The sequence below is a fragment of the Sneathiella sp. P13V-1 genome, from assembly GCF_015143595.1.
Classification (GTDB): Bacteria; Pseudomonadota; Alphaproteobacteria; order Sneathiellales; family Sneathiellaceae; genus Sneathiella.
Window position 1 is genome coordinate 270,387 of record NZ_WYEU01000003.1, and the last position, 17,069, is coordinate 287,455.

The window sequence follows — 17,069 nt, forward strand, 5'->3', positions numbered from 1 at the left end:
AGCATTCATGTATGAACATGAACTCCCTGTTAGTAGGCCAGCCTTCCCCCCTCTAGGCTGGCCTTTACTATTTTCAGCCTATGCAATTCGATCACATCTGCTTTGTTTGCATAGTTGCGCCTTTTGCCATGCGTTTATCGCATAGGTGCACTGCAAAAAATATTCTGGAAAAATAAAAGGCATTTGCCTATATTCCAATCATCAACGCTGCACTGCAGCATTGATCGAATATCGACCCCCCTTATCGATATTCCCGTTACTTGTTTTCCTCCCAGATGCAAGTAACCATATCATCTCCTAGATGATATACCTCCCTGTTAGACTTGCCAGCCTCTTTACAGAGGCTGGTCTTTTTTTGCCATGATGGCAACGCATAGCAGCTATTCGCCATTAACAATTCAACTCAGGGAAACGCACCCCATATCCAAAATGTTCGGAACAACCTCCCTTAAGTTCTGGACTGCGGTCAGTTCCCTGTAGACCGCGCAGCCGATCTACTCGGCTAACCTCCCTGTTGAACTTGCCGGCCATTATTGGCCGGCTTTTTTTTACATAAAGAGACGTTCTCTCTTACCAAGTTCTTTGTAGAGGTGCGCAACCTCTTCGGCGTAGCCATTATACATCTGGGTCGGAATGCGCTCTTCCGTGCGAAGATCACGCTCTGTCGCTTGTGACCAGCGTGGATGGCGTACTTCCGGGTTCACATTTGCCCAGAAACCATATTCAGACGCGTTCAGTTTTTCCCAGAAACTGACCGGGCGTTCTTCAGTAAAACTGAAACGGACAATAGATTTGATATGTTTGAAACCATACTTCCAAGGAACGGCCAGCCTTAACGGCGCACCACTTTGCTTGGGGAGTGGCTTGCCATAAAGTCCGGTTACCATAAAGGCCAGATCATTGGTTGCCTCTTCAATTGTGAGGCCCTCAGTGTAAGGCCATGGATACCAGAACTGCTTTTGACCCGGCGCAACAGTTTTGTCTTCAAAGGTCTGCATAATCAGATATTTAGCTTTTGAGGTTGGCTTGGCAAACGCCACCAGATCTTTTAACGCAAAGCCACTCCAGGGAACGACCATGGACCAGGCTTCAACGCATCGATGACGGTAAATCCGCTCTTCCAGTTGCATCTTGGCCAACAGGTCATCGACGCCAATTTCCATTTCCTGCTCGACTTCGCCATCTATTTTGACCGTCCAAGGGCGGATTTTCAGCGCCTGCGCCGCTTCGGAAATGCTTTTGTGAGATCCAAATTCATAGAAATTGTTATAGGTGGTTGCAATTTTCTCAGGTGTTAGGGGGCGGCCTCCAACGTAAGATTCATTGCGTGGTACGGGATAAAGTGACGCAGAAGGATCCGCCTCAGCAGCTGCGAAGGCGCGACTTCCCATTGATGAAATCGTAGATGCCGCAATCCCGCCAAGACCTAACGCTTTTAGTATCTGTCGGCGGTTCGCATACGTCGTTTCTGACAGAACTTCAGATTCTTTCAGTTCCCAGCTTTTTTTAATCTTGATGAGCATTCTTTCACCTTAGTTGCTGCATTTACCCAATATTAGGATGACCGTTAATGAAGCTCCGCTCAAGTCAAGTCTATGTGAAGCTCATTCACCTTTTTGTTGTTGAACGATCTTATCAGCCTCCTGCCCGGTAAGTTCCTGAAGGTGGTCAAACTCGTAACTAAAGGTACCAACCCCTTGCGTGGCGGACCTAAGCTCAGTGATCATGTCGCGAATTTCACTCTCTGGCAGCAATACATTGAGCGTATCCCATCCGGGCCACCCTTCGCGACCTTCGAACCCGAGAATTTGACCTCTCCTCGCACTTACAAGACTGTTCACACGTGAGGTAAATTCGGACGGCATCACCACCTCCACTTTAACAATGGGCTCAAGCAAAACGGGCGAACAGTTCACCATCCCTTCGCTCATCGCAAGGCGAGCCGCCGATCTAAAGGCATTCTCCGAACTATCAACCGAATGATGCTGTCCATCTACCAGTGTCACACTTATATCCACCACTGGAAACCCTAATGGCCCTTTTACAAGATAATCCTTTACCCCATGCTCTACCGCTGGAATGAACTGCCGTGGCACAGATCCGCCAACGATTGTATCCTGAAATGCAAATCCCGATCCTCTGGGAAGGGGGGCGATTTCGATTTTCACATCTCCGAACTGACCATGGCCACCACTTTGCTTTTTATAGCGGGAATGCTGCGTTGTCCCTTTTCGGATTGCCTCGTGATAGGCAACTTTTGGAATTTCAGAATGAACCTTTAATCCATATTTGCTGTCTAATTTATCCAGCGCCACACGAAGATGAATAGCTCCTTGCCCTTTTAAAACAAGCTCTTGCGTTGTTTGTCGATGTTCTGCCACCAGGGATGGATCCTCTTCAGTGAGTTTGTTAAGCGCAGCCGTTAGCTTCACCTCTTCTTCCTGTTTATCCACATGTAATGACATGTCGAACACGGGTGTAAGCGGCTTATCCACACCATTTAATGTCACACCATTGTCTGTGAGATATTCTCCTGTATGGAGATCATCCAACCGTCCAAAAGCGACAATCTCCCCTGCCTTCGCAGATTTTAATTTTTCACTTTTGCCGCCCTGCAATCTGAAGATGCCACCTATTCTACCCTTCTGCAGATGGTCCCCATCATGAAATTCGCCAGACCAGACACGGCACAGTGACAATTTCCCTGCTTGCGGCGAAATATAGGTTTTTAGAACCTGCGCAATATTGGCATTCGCCGCCGCAGCTATTTTTCGTGCCTTGATGGTTTCGTCATTGTCCGGCACCTCATGCCGTAGCGCTTTCAGCAAGCGTCTGACGCCAAATCCATTTAAGGCAGATCCGACAAATACGGGGAGAACACTCCCATCCTTCAAGTCTTTTTGAAGGAGGTCGTAAATTTCCTCTTTTTCCGGACTAATGTCTTCTAGAAGCTCTTCCATTAAATGATCATCATAATCTGCAAGAGTTTCCAGCATTGTAAATCTGGAGGTCCCTTCCTGCTCCGCCATATCTGCAGGCATATCAATGATCTGGGAGGGGCGACCTTCTTTATAGACATAGGTTCTCTCTGACGCGAGGTCCACATATCCTGTCACTGTTCCGTCCGTCACGATCGGCATTTGCCGCAAAACAAGGTCCCGATGAGAGACTTCTTCCAGCGCTTGAAATAAATCGTAAACGGATCCCCGCGCCCGATCGATCTTGTTCACAAAAAAGAAAGTGGGGATATGGTGGTCTTCAAGAGTTTTAATAAAGGGAAGCAGTGTTATATTTCTTGTTGGATCCGGCTCACATACGAGAATCGCAGCATCTACACCGGATATCATACTTCTTGTTTCCTGCAGGAACTCGATCGATCCTGGACAATCCAGAACAGAAAACTCTTCATCCATAAATGAAAAATGAGCGGAGTTGACCTCAACGCTCATTTTTCGGCTTCTCGCTTCAGCGCTATGATCCCCAACAGAGGTCCCAGCTTCAACTGTTCCTTTGCGGTCAATTTCCCCGCAGATATGTAAAATGGATTCAAGTAGCGTGGTCTTACCGCTGGAATACGGCCCGATAAGCGCAATGTTGCGGGGCCCCTTCAATTGATGAGTAGACATCAGCACACCTCCTTCGCTTTTACATTATGTTTTCGCGATGAGACGTGAAGTTCAAGTATATTTAAGTTTTTTCTTAATTACTGCGCAGTTTTCAGAGCTCGGAAGCTGAAATTTAGTTCACATTTACTATCTAAAACAAAAAAAGCGGCCGAATCATCGACCGCTTTTCTTTAGAAAATTTCTACTTATTCAGTGAGGCTCGCACAGAATTTCTGAATACGTGTACAGGCTTCTGTCAGTGCTTCTGTTGATGTCGCATAAGATGCACGGAAGTTTGGTGAGAGACCAAATGCATCACCGTGAACGACGGCAACGCCTTCTGCTTCCAGAAGTTCGCTCACAAAATCCAGATCGTTCTCAATCACTTTCCCGGAAGGTGCTTTTTTACCAATGCAGCCATCAATAGATGGATAAACGTAAAATGCTCCGTCAGGCTTTGGACAGAAGATGCCTTCAGCAGCGTTCAGCATATCAACAACCATGTCGCGGCGTTCTTCAAAGACCTTTGCCCAGTCTGCCAGAAACTCCTGTGGACCGTTCAACGCTTCTACGGATGCCCATTGACTGATGGAACATGGGTTTGATGTGCTTTGAGATTGCACTTTCGCCATGGCTTTAATCAGCTCTTGCGGACCAGCTGCGTAACCGATACGCCAACCTGTCATCGCATAGGCTTTAGACACACCGTTCATAGTGAGTGTGCGATCATAAAGTTTAGGCTCTACTTCAGCCGGTGTTGCAAATTTGAAGTCATCATAGACAAGATGCTCATACATATCGTCTGTCATGATCCAAACATGCGGATGCTTCAACAATACATCTGTCAGAACTTTCAGCTCTTCCGCTGTGTAGCCCGCACCTGATGGGTTGGATGGGGAATTGAAGATCAACCATTTTGTTTTAGGTGTGATCGCCGCTTCCAGATCTTCGGCTTTCATTTTAAAGCCGTTCTCAGCAGTTGTTGGAACGAATACAGGCTCACCGCCAGCCAAAAGCACCATGTCCGGATAAGACACCCAGTAAGGTGTTGGGATCAGAACTTCGTCACCTGGGTTTACGGAGGCAACAAGTGCATTATAAATCACCTGCTTACCACCACCGGATACGGATACCTGCGAAGGTTCATAATCCAGATTATTGTCACGCTTGAATTTGGCGCAGATCGCTTTTTTCAGCTCAGGAATACCGTCCACTGCCGTGTACTTGGTTTTGCCCTCATCAATCGCCGTCTTCGCGGCTGCCTTAATGTTATCTGGAGTATCAAAATCAGGCTCACCTGCACCAAGACCAATAACGTCTCGGCCAGCTGCCCGCAACTCGGCTGCTTTTGTAGTCACAGCAATGGTCGGTGAAGGCTTAATTCGGCCCAAACTTTCCGCGATGATAGACATAACCATTTCTTCCATATTTGAATGAATTTCCGGGCCCATTTTGCCCGTGGGTCAAGCTACGCCTGTCTGACCTCTGTTTCAATAAAAACAGTCAAAAACAGGTGTTCTGAAGCGAAAAAGTTGGTCTTTAGTCACACAGACCCGTAAATCAGTCTGGTGTCGACATAAAACGGCCCGGATTTATCTGGGCTTCCTCAAACAACCATTCACGAAAAACCTGAATATTTGGATCATTTATCCGCTCTGGCGGGAAGATGATGTAATAGGCGTGATGCCCCTTCAATTCCATATCAAACAACTTCACCAACCTGCCTGCAGCCAAATCCTGCTCGGCAAGCGTGCTTCGGCCGAGCGCAACGCCCTGCCCCTCCATTGCCGCCATCAGCAACATGGAACTATCATTAAAGGTAAGCCCCTTCTTGGAATCGACGCCGCTTACATTCGCAGCCGCCAACCACATTTCCCAATCAACCCGCATATCATCATGAAGCAAAGTGTGGTGGACCAGGTCCTCAGGCTTTTCAAGCGGTCGCGCGCCCTTCAACAACGCAGGGCTACATACAGGAAACAAACTGTCTTCATTTAGAAGCAGTTCTGAATGCAAGTCAGGATAGTTTCCGTGACCATAGCGAATAACCAGATCCACATCCTCTCTGGCAAAATCCGTTAAATGATCTGATGCTGACAGACGAACATCCATATCCGGGTATTTTTCCCGAAACCGGCTGAGACGGGGTAACAACCAGCGTGCCGCAAATGAAGGCAAGGTCGAGACAGTTAGCGCGCCTCCCGCTTCACGATTAAGAATGCGCTCGGTCCCATCGGAAAGCGTCTCCAAACCATCTCTGACCGACTTTAGATATGTTTGCCCAACGTCCGTTAAAATAACTGATCTGTTTAGCCTTCTGAACAACTGAATTCCTAGCCATTCCTCCAACCCCTTGATCTGATGGCTCACCGCAGCCGGTGTCACATAAAGTTCTTCCGCAGCTTTTGAAAAACTCAAATGCCGAGCGGCGGCTTCAAACGCACGTAATGAATTAAGAGGAGGTAACTTCATGTTAATATTTCAGATTAGTTTTCCTAAACCATCATATTAGTTTTTATCGTTTGTAATCAACTTATTTTTCCATCATCTTCCTATCATCGAAAACGAGACTGTTTTATCCCCTCAAACAAACAGTTTTTTAGGAAAGGAGTTTTCAGATGGCTTACAAAACTTTGCATACAGGACATCACGGCATTTCCAACACAACTGTGCCTATGACGAAACGTGGCATCGTGAACACGCTTCTGAATACACTTCTTGTTTGGCAAGAGCGTTCAAACATGCGCCGTCACTTGGCAAACTTGGATGAGCGTAACTTAAACGATATTGGCATAACTTATGCCGAAATGTCTGCGGAAGCCTCCAAACCTTTTTGGCAAGCTTAAAAATCAGTTTCCCAAGCCATCTGAAGTTTTTATTGAGACCTTCCTGTCCCATAGGTTTACTTCAGATGGCACCCAAGAAGCCCGGCCCTCCTTCCCAAGGTTCCGGGCTTTATTTATTTTGGGGACACCCCATATGATCTGCTTGGCAAGGCCCTCAAAAAAACGTATAAGCAGCTATGACAAAAGAGAACAAAAACGCAACATCTGAGGAATTCATTCCTCATCGTCCTGTTCGCCCCGAAAAGACAGAGGGCGGCATCCCTTTTGAAGTTGTCTCAGAATTTGAACCCGCAGGAGATCAACCAGAAGCCATCAAGCAATTGGTGGATGGGATGATTGAAGGGGAAAAAGACCAGGTTCTCTTAGGCGTCACGGGTTCTGGTAAAACCTTCACCATGGCCAAAGTGATTGAAAAGCTCCAACGCCCTGCACTTATTCTGGCTCACAACAAAACACTCGCGGCCCAGCTTTATGGAGAAATGAAGAGTTTCTTCCCCAATAACGCCGTGGAGTATTTTGTTTCCTACTACGATTACTATCAGCCAGAAGCCTATGTGCCACGCACTGATACTTATATTGAAAAAGACGCGTCGATTAACGAGCAAATCGATCGACTGCGCCACTCTGCGACCCGCGCCCTGCTTGAACGGGATGACGTGATCATCGTCGCCTCCGTTTCCTGTATCTATGGTATTGGATCCGTTGAGACCTATAGCGAGATGACCCTTACCTTCAAAAAAGGGGATCGCATTGACAGGCAGACACTCCTCAAACAGCTCGTCGAAATTCAGTATCGCCGAAATGACGCCAGCTTCACCCGCGGCACCTTCCGGGTGCGCGGCGACACTGTTGAAATTTTCCCGGCTCACTATGAAGACCGAGCGTGGCGCTTGTCTCTTTTCGGCGACGAGTTGGAAGACATAACCGAATTTGATCCCCTAACCGGAGAGAAGAGCGGAAAACTCAATGAGATTCGTGTCTACGCCAACAGTCACTATGTCACACCGAAGCCCACCCTTCGCCAAGCACAGATTAAAATCAAGGAAGAGCTGAAAGATCGACTGGCTGAGTTTGAAACCCAGAATAAACTTCTTGAAGCACAGAGGCTGGAGCAGCGCACCACATTTGATCTGGAAATGATGGAAGCGACAGGAAGTTGCGCGGGTATTGAAAATTACTCCCGTTATTTGTCCGGTCGTAATCCTGGCGATCCACCGCCAACTTTGTTTGAATATCTGCCCGACAATGCGGTCATCATGGTGGATGAAAGTCACGTAACGGTCAGTCAACTTGGCGCCATGTATAAAGGGGACGCAAGCCGGAAATCAACGCTGTCAGATTTCGGCTTCCGTCTGCCGTCATGTCGTGACAACCGCCCCCTCAAATTTGAAGAGTGGGACGCCATGCGCCCGCAAAGCATCTTTGTATCCGCAACCCCTGGGCAGTGGGAATTGGAACATACCGGTGGCGTTTTCGCAGAACAGGTTATTCGCCCAACTGGTCTTGTGGACCCTCCTTGCCTTATTCGTCCGGTTGAAAGTCAGGTTGATGACCTGATGGCAGAGTGCCGCGAATGTGCCGAAAAAGGGCAGCGGGTTCTGGTCACCACGCTTACCAAGAAAATGGCGGAAGACCTTACAGAATACTTCCATGAAAATGGGATCAAGGTTCGATATCTGCATTCTGACATTGATACGTTGGAGCGGATCGAAATCATTCGCGACCTGCGTCTTGGCACCTTTGATGTGCTTGTTGGCATTAACTTACTTCGGGAAGGTTTGGATATTCCGGAATGTGCCCTTGTTGCCATTCTGGATGCGGATAAAGAAGGATTTTTGAGATCTGAAACATCCCTAATCCAGACCATTGGCCGCGCCGCCCGAAACGCGGAAGGCCGGGTTATTCTCTATGCGGATAAAATCACCGGCAGCATGGACCGCGCCCTTAAAGAAACGCAGCGCCGCCGCGACAAACAGGAAGCCTATAATAAAGAGCATGGGATCACCCCGGCATCTGTTCGCAAAAACATCGACGACATCATGGAAAGCGTTTACGAGCAGGATCATGTTACTGTCGACACGGGCGTTGAAGGCGCGAAAACTATGGTTGGCAACAACCTCGCCTCTCATATCGAAGCGCTTGAAAAACAGATGAAGGAAGCTGCTGCAGATCTTGAATTTGAAGAAGCCGCCCGCCTTCGCGATGAAATTCAAAAACTACAAAACAAAGAGCTTGGCATTGGAAACGCCGGCAAAGGTCAACCCCTTGGTCGTTCGAAAGCCGGTCGCGCCGGAAGCGGTAAAGCCCTCAGCAGCCGAGGCACCCGATAAAAAACACATTTTGTTTTCATAAATGTTTTCGCGCTATTGTGGTGCGAAACATTTGAACGGGGACATCATGCGACAAAAATTTGGACTTTGGCTTCCGGTATTTCTGATCACGATTTTCTTTATGCTGTCGGCGCAAGTCGCCCTCGCGAAGGAACCTGATGCTTGCCCGGATTTGGCCTATGGCAAGGGCCGCCTTTTTGAGGTTCGCAAAGACAACCTCCCCGCCTCTTATATATTTGGCACCATGCATACCAATGACCCGAGAGTTCTGCAGATGCCCGGTATTATTATGCAGGCTTTTCAGGTAAGCCGCGTCATTTCAGTAGAGGTTTCCATCCGCGACAAAAAAATGCGCGAAGCAATGTCTTTAATGTTTTTACCTCATGGCGACCAATTACAAAACATTATCGGAAAGCCAAAATTTGATCGCTTGGCTGTCATGGCCAGAGATTACGATATCCCGAAACAGAATTTGGACCGCATGAAGCCCTGGGCAGCGGCAACCATTTTTTCTCAGCCCCCTGAACGAGTTAGAGCCAATATCGTTCTTGATCAGGAAATAGAAAAAATGGGCTTCAACAGAGGCAAGAAAATTGTCCCGCTGGAGACGATGTTGGAGCAAATGGGCCTTTTCAATAGCCTAAGCCCTGAACAGCAAATTGAGTTTCTGGATAGCGCCATCAATAACTATTCCGGCCTGCAAGGGGAAATCAGTCGCATTACCGATATGTATCTGAAAGGTGATACCGGGCCTCTTCTTTGTCACATTCGCACGACCATGACTGAATATAGTGCTGACCTCAGATCTTTCACCCTCGACCTTCTGATAACGGCGCGTAATCATGTGATGAAAGACCGTATGCAACCCCTGTTTAAAGAGGGGGCTTTTATCGCAATTGGCGCAGCACACCTGCCGGGGCAAGAGGGCGTATTGAACCTGCTTCACCAAGAAGGCTATCGTGTTAAGAGGCTTTTTTGACCCATATGCCTCAAAAAACGGGCAAAATATGTGAAAAAAAATGGATTAGCCCTTTTACAACATTTACCCCATGTCTATATACACACAGATCTGTATTCGAGCTTGAGGACACAATTGTCAGTATGATGAACGGACAAGGTATATATACGGCATGATGTATCTACAAGTTGCCGCCGGCTTGGTCATCTTGCTGGTCTGTGGCGAATTACTGGTCAGGGGATCCGTGGCCCTTGCTGAACGATTTAATATTTCCAAACTTGTCATTGGCTTTACTATTGTTGCCTTTGGCACATCTGCACCCGAACTTGTCGTGTGTATTCAGGCTGCGCTTGATGGCGCCTCTGGAATTTCAATTGGTAACGTGGTTGGCAGCAACATCGCCAATATCCTTCTGGTTCTCGGCGCTCCTGCCCTCATTTATCCCCTTACATATGACGAGCGTTCCGCGTTTCGTGACAGCCTGATTGTTGCGGGAGGTGCAGCTCTGTTCACAGCCTTCGCCTGGCTTGGGGTCATCGCGTTTTGGCAGGGATTTATTCTGACTGCAACATTGGCACTTGTCATTTATGCCGCCTATCGCCGGGCAAGAACAGAAGGTGATGACGCGGCCGATGAAGCCCTTGAAGAGTATGAAGAGAACATGCCGAAAACAGTATGGGTAAGTACTCTCTTTATTATTATAGGCCTGCTGGGCCTTACGGCTGGTGCCCGCCTTCTGGTCCATGGCGCTGTCGATATCGCGACGGAAGCGGGTGTCCCGGAAGAAATTATCGGCCTTACACTTGTGGCACTGGGCACGTCGCTTCCAGAACTTGCAACTTCCCTTATTGCAGCGTTTCGCCATCATGGGGATGTGGCGATTGGTAACGTCCTTGGATCAAACCTGTTCAACATCACCGGCATCATTGGCATTACCGCGATGATCCAGCCCATGGAAGCACCAGCCCAAATACTCAACTTTGATCTGATGATCATGCTGGCGGCCTCTGTTTTGCTGATTTTTCTTTTCTATGTCAAACAACCTATTGGACGTGTGATGGGCGCGCTGTTCCTGGCAGCCTATGTTGGGTATATTGCCTCTCAGTTCTTGGGGATGTCAGGTGTTCACTCAATGGCGATGCTGGCCAGTTGATCCCGTAATTTCTTTCCGGAGATTTTTGAAATGTCTGGTGATACTAAAAACGCACTCATTACAGGAGCGGGAAAACGTATAGGCCGTGCTATTGCCCTGCGGCTCGCCAAAGACGGTTGGAATATTGCCATCCATTACCGCAACTCGCAAAACGAGGCTGATGCTCTTCGCAGCGAAGTTGAAGCCTTAGGATCAAAGGCCGTTGCTATTCAGGCCGATCTGGAAGATGCCTCTCAAACCCGACGGTTATTTGAGCAAGCCGTAACGCAGTTCAAAACCGTTCACTGCCTCATAAATAATGCGTCTCTTTTCGAACCTGACGCGATCAGCAACGTTACCGATGATAGCTTCCATCAGCATATTAATGCCAACCTTTACGCGCCCTTGATATTGACACGTGAAATGGCAAAGCAGCGGAATAAACAACCCGAGCTAAAAGGAAATATCGTCAATATAGTCGATCAGCGGGTCCTTAACCTGAGGCCCGATTTTGTTTCCTATACTCTAAGTAAATCTGCGCTTTGGACACTCACACAAACATCAGCCATGGATCTTGCGCCGCATATCCGTGTAAATGCCATTGGGCCGGGACCAACCCTCCCCAACAGTCGGCAAAGTCAGGAATTATTTGAAAAACAGCTGCAAGGGATTCCCCTTCAAAAAGGACCGTGCCCGGATGAAATTGCCGAAGGTGTCCTTTTTCTGATAAACAGCAATTCTATTACCGGTGAATTTATTGCGATGGATGGCGGACAACATCTTCCCACATCCACCGCAGTTGAGGAATTTTAAGATGACGACATCAGATATGACAAATGTAACCCCGCTTCCAGGAGCAGAAGAAGCTGTTGCTACGCATCTGATATTCATTACCGATCTCGTTATCGACATGTCCATCGGGGTCTATGATCATGAAAAGACCATTACCCAACCTGTCCGCTTTAATATTGAAGTGACGGCGAGAGACAATATTGGGCCGCTTGATGATAATTACGAAAATGTTCTTTGCTACGAAGCCATTGCAAATGCAATCAAATCACTCGCAATACAAGAACATATCAATCTTGTTGAAACCCTTGCGGAGAAAGTTGCCGATATTTGCCTGAAAGCTGATCAAGCAGTTCAGGCAATTGTGAAAGTTGAAAAACTTGCCGCCATCAAGGAAGCCGCCAGTGTTGGTGTACAAATAACGAGAACAAAAGGATAACGTCTGGAGTTTTCTCTTATTTATTAACTTTTTGCGACTCAGGCGCCTAGTTGTACACAGAACCCTAAAGCAACAAAAAAAAGTGCCTTATTTATAAAAAAAAGTCGCATTTTTTGTAAGAGCCCCTGTTGACATTTAGTTTTATCAATAAAATCAACATGTTGCTAAATTGCACATTTTTTGGGCAGTTAGTAGAAAGTCTAGGTTTTGCCCCACATCGGGCCATTACTCAACTACTTACACACAAAGTTATCCACAGGTTCGGTGGATATTGTCAAATTTCTGTAAAACTTCAAAATGGAGCTTGAACAGGATCTCTAATGTTGCTTACTTCTAAAGAGGTTAGGCTTGATTGTTGAAAATAATTCTTCATGATCACCTGCAAGTAACCCCTGTGAATCGATAGTCTCATGACAGAATCAACACAAGAAAAACAAGAATCACCGTTCCAACGCGGGGCTGGTGTCATTACAAAATTTCTGAAGACACTTCCGCCTGCCCCGGGAGTATATCGGATGATCGATGAGAACGAGCAGATTCTCTATGTGGGTAAAGCCAAGAACCTCCGCAACAGGGTCAGCAGTTACACAAAGCCAACTGGCCAGTCGACGCGCATCATGCGGATGGTGTCCCTCACCCACGCCATGGAGTTTGTCAGAACCCACACAGAAGTAGAGGCTCTTCTTCTTGAAGCCAACCTCATCAAGAAACTGAAACCGCGATACAATATCATCCTAAGGGACGATAAATCATTTCCTTACATCTTGATCACCAGTGACCATAAATGGCCTCAGATAACGAAACATCGTGGGAAACGGAACAAAAAGGGTGAATATTTTGGTCCATTTGCTTCTGCGGGGGCCGTCAATGAAACACTCGCCACCTTCCAGCGCCTCTTCCCCTTGCGCTCCTGCAGTGATTCTGATTTCGAAACACGCACCCGCCCTTGCCTTCAATATCAGATCAAACGGTGCTCTGCCCCTTGTGTGGATCGGATTACAGAAGATGATTATCAGGCGGTTGTGCAGGAAGCTCGTGATTTTCTGTCTGGAAAAAGCCATGTCATTCAACAGGCACTTGCGGACAAAATGCACAAAGCCAGTGATGAACTGGATTTTGAACAGGCTGCCATTTATCGCGATCGCCTTAAAGCTATGGCACATATCCAATCCAAACAGACCATTAACCTGACAGATACGGTTGAAGTGGATGTGATCGCCGCTCACCAGGAAGGTGGTCAGACATGTGTGCAGGTCTTTTTTATCCGCTCTGGCCAGAATTTGGGGAACAGGGCCCACTATCCGTCGCATAACAAGGACATGTCTCCGGATGAGGTGCTTTCCGCCTTCATTGGTCAGTTCTATGACAGCCGTCCCGCGCCAAAGCAGATTTGGGTCAGCCATATTCCTGAAGAAAGCGACTTGCTGTCAGAAGCCCTTTCGATTTCAGCCGGTCACAAAGTTCAGCTGATGAAGCCTCAGCGTGGTGACAAGAAAGAAATGCTGGATCACGCCATCATGAATGCCAAAGGCGCCCTGCAACGGAAGATGGCAGAAAACGCCTCACAGCTCAGACAGCTTAAAGCTGTTGGAGAGCTGTTTGAAATGGAGAAAATGCCGGAGCGCATTGAGGTCTACGATAATAGTCATATCTCAGGTACCCATCAGGTCGGCGCAATGATTGTTGCCACCAAAGAAGGGTTCGAGAAAAAAGGATATCGAAAATTCAACATCAAGGACAAAGACCTGGCCCCAGGGGATGACTATGGGATGATGCGTGAAGTTCTCACTCGACGTTTCAGCCGCCTTAAAAAAGAAGATCCCAATAAAATCGGTGAAGGATCCGGCTCGCGCGAACTATGGCCCGACCTTGTTCTCATTGACGGCGGTGCAGGGCAACTCTCCGCCGCGGTAGAAACCTTTCAGAAACTAGAGATTGATGATGTTACTCTGGTTGGGATTGCGAAAGGCCCTGACCGTAATGCGGGACGGGAGCGGTTCTTCCTGCCGGGCAAACCTGCCTTTTCCATGCCGGAGAAAGACCCAACGCTTTATTTCCTGCAGCGTCTTCGGGATGAAGTTCACCATTTCGCCATCACATCTCACAGAGCCCGAAGATCTCAAGCTATCGGCAAGTCGCCATTGGACGATATTGAGGGTATTGGCGGAAAAAGAAAGAAGGCCCTGCTCAACAGATTTGGCTCCGCCAAAGGGGTCGCCGGGGCGGCTCTTGCTGATCTGGAACAGGTGGAGGGGATCTCTGAACGTCTGGCCCGTGTGATCTTTGACCATTTTCATGAGGAAAGATGATATGAGCGCTTCCTCTTGTCGGGGTGTCTGAATATACTCACCGCAATAAATGCGTCTGAGCCACAGGATACCCGGCATGTTATTTCGTTTGCCAAATTTGCTTACCCTTTCGCGGATTGCTGTTATTCCGCTTTTACTTGCCTCTTTCTACTTGCCGGGGGACGCATCAAGCTGGGTGCCGCTTGGCCTGTTTATCGCCGCGGGTATAACCGACTTCTTTGATGGATATCTTGCCAGACGCAACAAACAAACATCTAACCTCGGTCGTTTTCTAGACCCGGTCGCAGACAAGCTTCTCGTTTCAGCTGCTATTTTGTTTTTGGTGGGCGTTGATCGTATTCAAGGTTGGTCCCTTATCCCTGCTGTTATCATCCTTTGCAGGGAGATCATGGTATCGGGCTTAAGAGAATATCTCGCTGAACTCCGTGTTGGAATGCCGGTGAGCCGCCTTGCCAAATGGAAAACGGCGGCGCAGATTTTTTCACTGTGCTTTTTGCTGGGAGGCCCGGCGGTTCAGGAGAGCTTCGATGCCATGCTAGTTGGTCATGTTTTGCTCTGGCTTGCAGGCATTCTGACCATGTGGACGGGGTACGACTATTTGCGATTGGGTCTGCAACATATGATGAAAGAGGACGGCTAGAATTATGAAGATCGTTGGTATTTCCGGGTGGAGTGGAAATGGCAAAACAACTTTACTTGTTCAGGTAATACCGGCGCTCATCGCGCGCGGATATACGGTCTCATCAGTTAAGCACGCCCATCACAATTTCGATGTGGACACTCCTGGGAAAGACAGTTATCGGCACCGAGAAGCTGGTGCCAAAGAGGTTATGGTTGCCTCAGCTGCCCGCTGGGCGCTTATGCACGAAAACAGAGAAGAAGATGAGCCAGGTATATATGATCTCATCAAGCATATGACACCTGTTGATATTCTGCTCGTTGAAGGTTTCAAACGTGAAGATTTCCCCAAAATTGAAGTTTGGCGAGATGAAGGGAGAGGTGAGCCGCTACACCGGAATGACAAAACAGTGGTAGCAGTTGCCACTAACGATAAAAACCTTCAAACAAGTCTTCCTGTTCTGGATTTAGAAGATGCGGAATCAATTGCCGACTTTATTGTGGAGATTTTCCTGAAAGAGGATGTCACCAGATGACGCGTTTCCCGAATGATTGTTTTTCCGCCCCAGATGAGATGATTACGGTCGAAGAAGCCCGGTCACTTATCCAAATCTCGATAAAAACAATCGTTGATGAAGAGACTATTTTGCTCCCCAACGCGTGTGGTCGGATTCTATCTTCTGATATCCAATCGCCCGTCACGTTACCCCCAAAAGATAATTCAGCGGTAGATGGGTATGCTTTCAATTTCTCTGATTATGAAAACGCCCCCGCTGCATCACTGAAAGTAATGGGCCGCAGTGCCGCGGGCGTCCCCTTCGATGGCGATTATGAAAAAGAAAGTTGCGTCAAAATCTTCACCGGCGCCCTGTTACCTGAGGGTTATGACAGTGTCGCCATGATCGAAGATGTGATCGAAACAGCACAAGGAGTTGTTTTGCCAAGCGGTTTGGCGCTGGGTTGCAACAGGCGACGTGCTGGTGAGGATGTTAAAACCGGGGACATGGTTCTGAAAGCTGGAACCCGTATCCGCCCTCAGGAAATTGCAAGGTTGGCGTCCCTTGGTTTCAATGAAATCCCGGTTTTTGCCAAGTTAAAAGTCGGCCTGTTCTCTAACGGGGATGAATTGAATGATCCTGGAGAAGATCTTCCCTTCGGTGGAATCTATGACAGCAACAGATATCTTCTGAAGGCTCTGTTTGAAAAATTTGGATGCGAAATCGTCGACTATGGAATCGTAAAGGATCAACTTCCTCTCATTCGTGGCGCCCTTCGAAAAGCGTCTGAAGAATGCGACATGGTCATTTCTTCCGCAGGTGTTTCCATGGGAGATGAAGACCATGTTAAACAGGCTGTTGAAGAATTGGGCACGCTTGATTTTTGGCGTGTGGCAATCAAGCCCGGTCGGCCTATAGCTCTTGGCACAATCAATAATACAGTTTTCTTGGGTCTGCCCGGCAACCCCGTTGCTGCCATGGTTTGCGCCATGCAGTTTGGAACAGCTATCGCAGCCCATCTATCGGGACATAAGAGTTTTAATGGTCTTACACCGCTTCTCGTACCTGCAGCTTTTTCAATGAAGAAAAAACCCGGTCGCCGTGAATGGCTCCGCGGTAAATATACCTTGGATAAACAAACAGGTCCAAGGGTGGAGAAATATTATTCTACAGGATCAGGGCTCATTTCATCGCTTTCTTGGTCTAATGGTCTTATTGAAATCTGCGAAGATGTTACCGAAATTAAAGAAGGTGATTTGATACGCTTTCTACCTTACGGAGGTCTGTTTGAATGAAAATTCTATATTTTGCGTGGCTTAGATCTTCGCTTGGCAAATCAGAAGAAACAATCACACTTCCCGAAGAAGTGACCCACTTAAACGATCTGGTTGATTGGCTAAAAAAACGCGGACCGGAGTTTGAAAAAGCGTTTTCCGATATGAGCACTGTGAGAATAGCGCTCAACCAGGAATATGTTACAGACAATCCTGTCTTAAATGGTGATGAAGAAATTGCCTTCTTCCCTCCAGTAACAGGAGGTTAGCCT

General features: G+C 47.7%; 14 protein-coding genes and 1 pseudogene. 11 read left to right on the forward strand and 4 right to left on the reverse strand.

Annotated features, from left to right (window positions below):
* Positions 1-548: 548 nt before the first annotated feature.
* The 4 genes from msrP to GUA87_RS14425 all read right to left on the reverse strand — a co-directional run bounded on the left by msrP (position 549) and on the right by GUA87_RS14425 (position 6,077).
* Positions 549-1,523, reverse strand: a complete 975-nt coding sequence (gene msrP, locus GUA87_RS14410; RefSeq protein WP_193717301.1) for a protein-methionine-sulfoxide reductase catalytic subunit MsrP — start codon at positions 1,521-1,523, stop codon at positions 549-551.
* An 81-nt stretch (positions 1,524-1,604) separates the two neighbouring features.
* The gene (locus GUA87_RS14415; RefSeq protein WP_193717302.1) at positions 1,605-3,626 is read right to left on the reverse strand and encodes an elongation factor G; all 2,022 of its coding nucleotides are present in this window, start codon (positions 3,624-3,626) and stop codon (positions 1,605-1,607) included.
* Positions 3,627-3,811: 185 nt separating this feature from the next.
* Complete coding sequence (locus GUA87_RS14420; RefSeq protein ID WP_193717506.1) at positions 3,812-5,017, reverse strand: pyridoxal phosphate-dependent aminotransferase; 1,206 nt, start codon at positions 5,015-5,017, stop codon at positions 3,812-3,814.
* Between the two features lie 148 nt (positions 5,018-5,165).
* Entirely contained in the window at positions 5,166-6,077 is a 912-nt protein-coding gene (locus tag GUA87_RS14425; RefSeq protein ID WP_227712020.1) for a transcriptional regulator GcvA, read from the reverse strand.
* Between the two features lie 146 nt (positions 6,078-6,223).
* Between GUA87_RS14425 and GUA87_RS14430 the strand changes: the two genes are divergently transcribed.
* The 11 genes and pseudogenes from GUA87_RS14430 (at position 6,224) to moaD (ending at position 17,066) form a co-directional block, all read left to right on the forward strand.
* Positions 6,224-6,451 (forward strand): DUF1127 domain-containing protein, encoded by a 228-nt coding sequence (locus GUA87_RS14430; protein WP_227712021.1) that lies wholly within the window; start codon positions 6,224-6,226, stop codon positions 6,449-6,451.
* A gap of 206 nt (positions 6,452-6,657) precedes the next feature.
* A pseudogene (gene uvrB / locus GUA87_RS14435) lies at positions 6,658-8,730 on the forward strand (excinuclease ABC subunit UvrB); the annotation flags it as partial.
* A gap of 118 nt (positions 8,731-8,848) precedes the next feature.
* Positions 8,849-9,760: a TraB/GumN family protein gene (locus GUA87_RS14440; protein ID WP_193717304.1), complete on the forward strand. Its 912-nt coding sequence runs from the start codon at positions 8,849-8,851 to the stop codon at positions 9,758-9,760.
* Positions 9,761-9,911: 151 nt separating this feature from the next.
* On the forward strand, positions 9,912-10,892 hold the full coding sequence (locus tag GUA87_RS14445; RefSeq protein ID WP_193717305.1) for a calcium/sodium antiporter: 981 nt from the start codon (positions 9,912-9,914) through the stop codon (positions 10,890-10,892).
* Positions 10,893-10,922: 30 nt separating this feature from the next.
* On the forward strand, positions 10,923-11,684 hold the full coding sequence (locus GUA87_RS14450) for an SDR family oxidoreductase (RefSeq protein ID WP_193717306.1): 762 nt from the start codon (positions 10,923-10,925) through the stop codon (positions 11,682-11,684).
* Position 11,685: 1 nt separating this feature from the next.
* A complete protein-coding gene (locus GUA87_RS14455; protein WP_193717307.1) occupies positions 11,686-12,099 on the forward strand; it encodes a dihydroneopterin aldolase in 414 nt (137 codons plus the stop codon).
* A 410-nt stretch (positions 12,100-12,509) separates the two neighbouring features.
* Positions 12,510-14,408, forward strand: a complete 1,899-nt coding sequence (gene uvrC, locus GUA87_RS14460) for an excinuclease ABC subunit UvrC (protein WP_193717308.1) — start codon at positions 12,510-12,512, stop codon at positions 14,406-14,408.
* A 76-nt stretch (positions 14,409-14,484) separates the two neighbouring features.
* Entirely contained in the window at positions 14,485-15,048 is a 564-nt protein-coding gene (gene pgsA / locus GUA87_RS14465; RefSeq protein ID WP_193717309.1) for a CDP-diacylglycerol--glycerol-3-phosphate 3-phosphatidyltransferase, read from the forward strand.
* 4 nt (positions 15,049-15,052) lie between these two features.
* A complete protein-coding gene (gene mobB / locus GUA87_RS14470; RefSeq protein WP_193717310.1) occupies positions 15,053-15,562 on the forward strand; it encodes a molybdopterin-guanine dinucleotide biosynthesis protein B in 510 nt (169 codons plus the stop codon).
* Positions 15,559-16,818, forward strand: a complete 1,260-nt coding sequence (gene glp, locus GUA87_RS14475) for a gephyrin-like molybdotransferase Glp (protein WP_193717311.1) — start codon at positions 15,559-15,561, stop codon at positions 16,816-16,818. The genes mobB and glp overlap by 4 nt, the downstream gene beginning before the upstream one ends.
* Positions 16,815-17,066 (forward strand): molybdopterin converting factor subunit 1, encoded by a 252-nt coding sequence (gene moaD, locus GUA87_RS14480; RefSeq protein ID WP_193717312.1) that lies wholly within the window; start codon positions 16,815-16,817, stop codon positions 17,064-17,066. The genes glp and moaD overlap by 4 nt, the downstream gene beginning before the upstream one ends.
* The last annotated feature ends 3 nt before the right edge of the window (positions 17,067-17,069 follow it).